Below are 7,400 nucleotides of genomic sequence, written 5' to 3' on the forward strand. Positions count from 1 at the left end.
GCGCGGCCCGGGCGCTGCCGGCCGGGCACCGCCGGCAGCGGGCGCCTCGCCCTCGGCCGCGCGCTGCAGCGGCAGTTCGAACCAGAAAGTGCTGCCGATGCCGGGCTGGCTGTCGACGCCGATCGTGCCTCCCATCAGCTCGACCAGGCGCTTGCAGATCGATAGCCCCAGGCCGGTGCCGCCGAAGCGCCGCCCGATGCCGGCGTCGGCCTGGATGAAGGGCGCGAACAGATGGCCGAGCACCTCCGGCGCGATGCCGATGCCGGTGTCGCGCACCTCGAAGCGCAGACGCACGCCCTCCGCGTCCGATTCGAGTACGCGCACCCGCAAGGCCACCTCGCCGCGCTCGGTGAACTTGATCGCGTTGCCGACCAGGTTGAACAGCACTTGCTCCAGGCGCAGGCCATCGCCCAGCAAGGGGCCGAGTGGCGGCGACGGCATCTGCACGCGCAGCACGAGCCCTTTGCTGTGCGCCGCCTGGCCCATCAGGCTGTCCAGGCTCGCCAGCAGCGCGGCGAGGTCGAAGGCACGCGGCTCGATGCGCAACTGCCCGGCCTCGATCTTCGACAGGTCGAGCACATCGTTGAGGATCGCGAGCAGCGACTGCCCGGCGCTGCGGATGCGCTCCACCATGTCGCGCTGGCTACCCGACAGCGGCTCGCGCGCCAGCACCTGGGCGAGGCCGAGCACCGCGTTCATCGGCGTGCGGATCTCGTGGCTCATGTGGGCGAGGAATTCGCTCTTGGCCGCGTTGGCGGCGGCGGCCTCGTCCGCGAGCTGGCGGTGGCGGGCTTCGCTCACGCGCAGCTTCTCCTCCATTTCCTTGCGCGCGGTGATGTCCTCGACCATGCCGAGATGGCGCGGCGCCTGTTCGTTGGCAACCTTCACCGGCGCGAAGCTCAGGCTCACCCACACCACCGAGCCGTCGGGGCGCAGGTAGCGCTTGTTGAGCCGGTAGCCGGCGATCTCGCCGGCGCTCAGGCGGGCGAGCTGCCCGGTGGTTTCATCCACGTCGTCGGGATGCGTGAAGGACAGCGGGCTCAGGCCCACCAGTTCGGCGGGGCGGCGGCCGACGACGTCGGCAAAGCGCTGGTTGACCTCGGTGATGCGTCCGCTGCATGAATCGAGCAGCACCACGCCCAGCGGCGCCTGCTCGAACATCACGCGGAAACGCGCCTCGGCCGCCTGCCGCGCCTGCAGCGCGAGCAGTTCCTGGCGCTGCAGATCGCGCCGCCACAGCAGGTAGCCGGCCGAATACACCAGCAGCAGGCCCAGGCCCATCACCAGCGCCATGGCCCAGGTCATCGTGCGGATGCCAGCATAGGCCTCGCGTTCGTCGATCTCGGCCAGCATCAGCCACGGCGTGCCGCGGACCGCCGCTGCATAGGCCAGTACCGGCACGCCGCGGTAGTCGCGCCCGCCGGCCAGGATGCCGGATTCGCCGCGTGCCGCCCGCGCTGCCGGCACGCCGGTATCGCTCAAGGGCAGCGTCAACACCAGGGCCGCATCCTTCTGGTGCCGCAACGGAGTCAGGAAGCGCACGCCGGCCCCGTCCTTGCGCACGAGGTAGGTCTCGGCGGAGCGGGTCGGCACCGGCCAGGCTTCGACCATCGGGAACAGCGTCTCGCCGGCACGCCAGGTCAGATAGGCCACGCCGCGCGGCGCGGCGCCGGGCTGGCCGATGGGCGCCAGCACGCCATAGCGGGCCTCTCCGCGTTCATTCAGATAAAGGTCGACGAGCAGCACGCGCGGCTCGCGCAGCACATCGCGGATGTGTGCGCCATGCGCGCGGCTGTCGGCGTCGCCGACGACGAACGCCTGTTCGCCATCGGCATCGATCACGGCCACGCCCTCCCAGCCCCGCGCGCGAATCGCCTCTTCCATCAACCCCTGCATGCGCCCGAGCACGGCGGCATCACGCCGCCCACCTTCCAGCCACTGCCCGAACAAGGTCTCGAGTTGCGAATGCCCGGAGAAATAAAGTTCGGCGTCCACCCGCGCCTTCTGCAGCCAATCCTCGATGTGCTGGCGCTTCTGCTCGGCGATGACGGCCAGCGTACGGTGCGTCTCGCGCCGGATCTCGTCGCCCAGATAACGGTAGCCCACGGTGCCGATGACGCCGATCAGCACGGACAGCGCAAGCAGGGGCAACACGAAACGCAGCCACTGGCGGCGGGTGCCGCCAGTGGCTGCAGGCAGGGAAGCGGGGGCGATGGTCATGTCGGCGGGCGCCATGCGGCCTGCGCGGCCAGGCAGCGCCTGTTGTCGGGGCGAGGCCCGATTATCCGGCATTTGGGCGGGAAAGCGCCCGCCGCGGCGTACAATCCCGGCGTCGCGGCGGCGTCCGCTGGAGATTCAGAATGAGCACGACCCCTCCCTTGTCCGACCTGCGCAAGAGCTATGAACAAGGCACGCTGGACGAACGCGAAGCGGCCAGCGCGCCGCAGCAGCAATTCGAAACCTGGCTGTCGGAAGCCCTCGCGCGCGGCATCCCCGAACCCAACGCCATGACCGTCGCCACGGTGGGCGAGAACGGCCGCCCATCGACACGCATCGTGCTGATCAAGGGCTGCGATGCACGCGGCATCGTCTGGTACTCGAACTACCACAGCCGCAAGGGCCGCGAACTGGAGGCCCGGCCTTTCGCCGCGCTGCAGTTCCACTGGGTGGAGATGGAGCGCGTGGTGCGCATCGAAGGCCGGGTGGAAAAGGTTTCGGCCGAAGAGTCCGACCGCTATTTTGCCAGCCGCCCGCTCGGCAGCCGGATCGGTGCCTGGGCTTCGCCGCAGAGCGAGGTCATCGACGGACGCGGGGTGATCGTGGCGCGCGCGGCCGACTACGGGCTCAAGTTCGGCCTCAACCCGCCCCGCCCGCCGCACTGGGGCGGCTACCGCCTGCTGCCCGACTACTGGGAATTCTGGCAAGGCCGCACGTCGCGCCTGCACGACCGCATCGCCTATCGGCTGCAGGACGACGGTACCTGGCAGCGGCAGCGGCTGGCGCCATAGGCGCCCGCCTATCGGCTCCGGCGCTGGAGCAGCGGGAACAGCGCCATGCCGGCGATCATCGCCAGCACGAAGACCAGGCCCTTGGGCGCGCCCGTGCCCAGCAGCGTCAGCGCCGGCCCCGGGCAGATGCCCGCCAGCCCCCAGCCGATGCCGAACAAGGCGCTGCCGGTGACGAGCGGGCGGTCGATCCCGCGCTTCGTCGGAATCTGCATCGGCTCCCCGAGCAGCGAAACCTTGCGGCCGCGCGCCAGCGTGAAGCCCGCCAGCCCCACCGCCACCGCGCCGCCCATCACCAGCGCCAGTGAGGGGTCCCATGCCCCGGCAAGGTCCAGGAAGCCCAGCACCTTGGCCGGATTGCTCATGCCGGCGACGATCAGGCCGATGCCGAACAGCAGGCCCACGAGGAAAGCGACGATCGTTTTCATGGCGCCCCCCTCAGGCCAGCACGTGGCGGACGACGAACACGGCGGCAAAGCCGGTCGCCATGAAGGTGAGCGTGGCCACCAGCGAACGCGGCGACAGCCGCGACAGGCCGCACACGCCATGTCCGCTGGTGCAGCCCGAGCCGTAGCGCGAACCGAAGCCGACCAGCAGGCCCGCCGCCGCCAGCATCCCCCAATCGGCCTCGATGACGATCTCGGGCAGCGCGGCGAACACCTGGTACAGCATGGGCGCGGCAACCAGGCCCAGCACGAAGGCCAGCCGCCATGCCTTGTCGCCGGGGGCGCCACGCTGCAGCAACCCGCCCGCGATGCCGCTGATGCCGGCGATGCGTCCGTTGAACGCCAGCAGCAGCACCGCCGCCAGCCCGAGCAGCGCGCCGCCGGCAAGGGCCGTACCCGGAGTGAAATGAGCCCAGTCGATATTCATGAGTCGGAAGTCAGCTTGATTGAAATGGAAGAACCGGCGGCTCGCCAGGCAAACCGCCGAAGCGGGAGTATATTAGCAAATTATGATTTTTGTTTGAACCCGTCTCCTGCCCATCTCCCGCCACTCGGCGCAAGGGCGGCAGATCGATGACACCCTGCTGCTTCGGCGGCTGTCAAGCCCTTGCCCCCCGGACATCGAAGGCAGATAATCCAGCGTTGCCCATGGTTGCCTGCCGCTCTGCCGGCGGGCATGAAAAGGGAATCCGGTGCCGCGCCCGCGCGCGAATCCCGGAGCTGCCCCCGCAGCTGTAATCGGCGAGTCCTGCGTCCTTCTCACGCCACTGGATAGATTCCGGGAAGGCTGGCGCAAGATGGCGACCCGAGAGCCAGAAGACCTGCCATGCGCATCCACTTCTTAACGGTTTGGGGCGGGGTGTCCCTGACAAGAGGCATGGCTCACACCATTTCGCTTGTTTGCTTTCCTGACGGCACAGCAACACCGCATGGCGCAGCCGTGCGGATGGCGCTCGCCCGTGCCGGCCAGTGGTCCACCCCGTCCTCGCCGACGCCTGAACACCCCCATCACCCGCATCCAGCCAGGACATCCCGTGGACAGACATCCCGCCTCCATCCATAGCATCGACCCCCAACTGGCATCCTTCGAGGTCATCCGCCGCAACGGCGCGGTGGTTCCGTTCGACCCAAGCAAGATCGCCGTCGCCATGAGCAAGGCCTTCCTCGCCGTCGAGGGCCGCCAGGGCGCGGATTCTTCGCGCGTGCGCGACCTCGTCGCCCGCCTGACCGACGTCGCCGTCGGCGCCCTGACCCGCCGCCTGCCCGACGGCGGCATGCTGCACATCGAGGACATCCAGGACCAGGTCGAACTGGCGCTGATGCGCTCGGGCGAACACGACGTCGCCCGCGCCTACGTGCTCTACCGCGAACGCCGCGCCGCCGAGCGCGCCGCGCAGAAGAGCGCATCCCTGGACGCGCCCGGCACGGCCCCGGCCCTGCACGTCGTCGATGGCGAACAGCGCCGCCCGCTCGACCGCGCCGCCCTGCTGGCCGTGTGCCGCGAAGCCTGCGACGGCCTGGTCGACGTCTCGCCGGAGCTCGTGCTCGAACACGCCCTGCACAACCTCTACGACGGCGTTCCCATCGCCGCCGTGCGCCAGTCGCTGGTGCTGGCCGCGCGCACGCTGATCGAGCGCGAACCCGACTACAGCCGCGTCGCCGCGCGCCTGCTGCTGTCCGCCGTGCGGGTCGAGGTACTCGGCCATGAAGCCTCGCAGGCCGACATGGCCGGCCCGTCGGCCGGCTACGAGGCGTATTTCCCACAGGCCATCCGCCGCGGCATCGATGCCGAGCTGCTCGACCCGCGGCTGGCCGATTTCGACCTCGAACGCCTGGCGGCGGCGCTGAAGCCCGAGCGCGACCTGCAGTTCGACTACCTCGGCCTGCAGACACTGTACGACCGCTACTTCCTGCACGTGGAAGACAAGCGCATCGAACTGCCGCAGACCTTCTTCATGCGCGTGGCGATGGGCCTGGCGCTCGACGAGATCGACCGCGAGGCGCGCGCCATCGAGTTCTACCTGCTGCTGTCATCGTTCGACTTCATGAGCAGCACGCCGACGCTGTTCAACAGCGGCACCCGCCATTCGCAGCTGTCGTCGTGCTACCTGACGACGGTCGCCGACAGCCTGGAAGACATCTACCAGTCGATCAAGGAAAACGCCCTGCTGCAGAAGTTTGCCGGCGGCCTGGGCAACGATTGGACGCCGGTGCGCGCGCTGGGCAGCCGCATCAAGGGCACCAATGGCCAGAGCCAGGGCGTGATCCCCTTCCTGAAGGTGGTCAACGACACCGCAGTGGCGGTCAACCAGGGCGGCAAGCGCAAGGGCGCGGTGTGCGCCTACCTGGAAACCTGGCACCTGGACATCGAGGAATTCCTCGAACTGCGCAAGAACACCGGCGACGAACGCCGCCGCACGCACGACATGAACACCGCCAACTGGGTGCCGGACCTGTTCATGAAGCGGGTGCTCGACAACGCCGAATGGACGCTGTTCTCGCCCTCCGACGTGCCCGAGCTGCACGACCTGTACGGCCAGGCCTTCGAGACCGCCTACACCGCCGCCGAGGCGCGCGCCGCGAGCGGCGAAATCCGCCTCAGCAAGAAGCTGCCCGCGGTACAGCTATGGCGCAAGATGCTGACCATGCTGTTCGAGACCGGGCATCCGTGGATCACCTTCAAGGACGCCTGCAACCTGCGCTCGCCGCAACAGCACGTCGGCGTGGTGCACAGCTCCAACCTGTGCACCGAGATCACGCTCAACACCTCGGCCCTTGAAACTGCGGTATGCAACCTCGGCTCGGTCAACCTGCCCGCGCACCTGGTGCGCGACGACGACGGCGACGGCGGCCACACCTGGCGGCTCGACCACGACAAGCTGCAGCGCACGGTGCGCAGCGCGATGCGCCTGCTCGACAACGTCGTCGACCTCAACTACTACGCCACCCCCAAGGCCCGCACCGCCAACCTGCGCCACCGCCCGGTGGGCATGGGCATCATGGGCTTCGCCGACGCCCTGCACCTGATGGGGCTGGCCTACGCGTCGGACGCCGCGGTGGAATTCGCCGACCGCGCCATGGAACAGGTCTGCCACGCCGCCTACTGGGCCTCGACCGAGCTGGCCGAGGAGCGCGGCCGCTACTCCAGCTTCCGCGGCAGCCTGTGGGACAAGGGCATCCTGCCGCAGGACAGCCTCGCGCTGCTGGCCGAAGCGCGTGGCCGCGCCAGCGAAGGCGGCGCGCTGCTCGAGGTGGACCGCTCGTCGGCGCTCGACTGGGCGCCGCTGCGCGAACGCATCGCGCGCCACGGCATGCGCAACTCCAACTGCGTCGCCATCGCACCGACCGCCACCATCTCCAACATCGTCGGCGTGTCGGCCTCGATCGAGCCGGACTACCAGAACCTGTACGTCAAATCCAACCTGTCGGGCGAATTCACCGTGGTCAACGCCCACTTGGTGCGCGAACTGAAGGCGCGCGGGCTGTGGGACCCGGTCATGGCCTCCGACCTCAAGTACTTCGACGGTTCGCTGGCGCCGATCGAGCGCATCCCGGCCGACATCAAGGAACGCTACGCCACCGCCTTCGAAATCGCCCCGCACTGGCTGGTCGAGGCCGCCTCGCGCCGGCAGAAATGGATCGACCAGGCGCAATCGCTGAACCTCTACGTCGCCGGCGCATCGGGCCGCAAGCTCGACGAACTCTACCGCCTGGCGTGGCTGCGCGGCCTCAAGACCACCTACTACCTGCGCACGCTGGGCGCAACCGCGATGGAGAAGACCAGCGCCGGCGGCACCGCCGCCACGGTCCAGCCGGATGCCGGCCCCGCAGCCCACTACGGCGGCGGTGCGCCCAAGGCATGCTCCATCCTCGATCCCGACTGCGAGGCCTGCCAATAATGAGCGCGCTCAACTTCAACGACTGGGACACCCCCAGCCGCGGCGCCCCC

At 69.2% G+C, this 7,400-nt stretch carries 5 protein-coding genes and 1 riboswitch; of the genes, 2 read left to right on the forward strand and 3 right to left on the reverse strand.

Annotated features, from left to right (window positions below; all coding sequences use genetic code 11):
* Positions 1–2,220 (reverse strand): ATP-binding protein (locus C666_RS17925; RefSeq protein WP_051020028.1); only part of this gene is annotated, 2,220 nt, incomplete at its 3' end.
* A gap of 140 nt (positions 2,221–2,360) precedes the next feature.
* Here C666_RS17925 and pdxH point away from each other — a divergent pair.
* Positions 2,361–3,008 (forward strand): pyridoxamine 5'-phosphate oxidase, encoded by a 648-nt coding sequence (pdxH, locus tag C666_RS17930; RefSeq protein WP_004346659.1) that lies wholly within the window; start codon positions 2,361–2,363, stop codon positions 3,006–3,008.
* Between the two features lie 8 nt (positions 3,009–3,016).
* Here the strand turns inward: pdxH and C666_RS17935 are convergent, their stop codons facing one another.
* Complete coding sequence (locus C666_RS17935) at positions 3,017–3,433, reverse strand: DUF6691 family protein (RefSeq protein WP_004346660.1); 417 nt, start codon at positions 3,431–3,433, stop codon at positions 3,017–3,019.
* 10 nt (positions 3,434–3,443) lie between these two features.
* On the reverse strand, positions 3,444–3,878 hold the full coding sequence (locus tag C666_RS17940; RefSeq protein WP_004346662.1) for a YeeE/YedE family protein: 435 nt from the start codon (positions 3,876–3,878) through the stop codon (positions 3,444–3,446).
* Between the two features lie 205 nt (positions 3,879–4,083).
* Positions 4,084–4,294, forward strand: a riboswitch (cobalamin riboswitch).
* Between the two features lie 191 nt (positions 4,295–4,485).
* Here C666_RS17940 and C666_RS17945 point away from each other — a divergent pair.
* Positions 4,486–7,350, forward strand: coding sequence for a ribonucleoside-diphosphate reductase subunit alpha (locus C666_RS17945; RefSeq protein WP_004346663.1), 2,865 nt, complete (start codon positions 4,486–4,488; stop codon positions 7,348–7,350).
* Positions 7,351–7,400 lie beyond the last annotated feature (50 nt).

It is taken from the genome of Thauera linaloolentis 47Lol = DSM 12138 (genome assembly GCF_000310205.1).
Taxonomy (GTDB): domain Bacteria; phylum Pseudomonadota; class Gammaproteobacteria; order Burkholderiales; family Rhodocyclaceae; genus Thauera; species Thauera linaloolentis.

Bases quoted from the DNA above. Each gene is read 5' to 3' on its own strand.
- C666_RS17940 (WP_004346662.1), bottom strand. From the start codon at position 3,878: ATGAATATCGACTGGGCTCATTTCACTCCGGGTACGGCCCTTGCCGGC.
- pdxH (WP_004346659.1), top strand. From the start codon at position 2,361: ATGAGCACGACCCCTCCCTTGTCCGACCTGCGCAAGAGCTATGAACAA.
- C666_RS17935 (WP_004346660.1), bottom strand. From the start codon at position 3,433: ATGAAAACGATCGTCGCTTTCCTCGTGGGCCTGCTGTTCGGCATCGGC.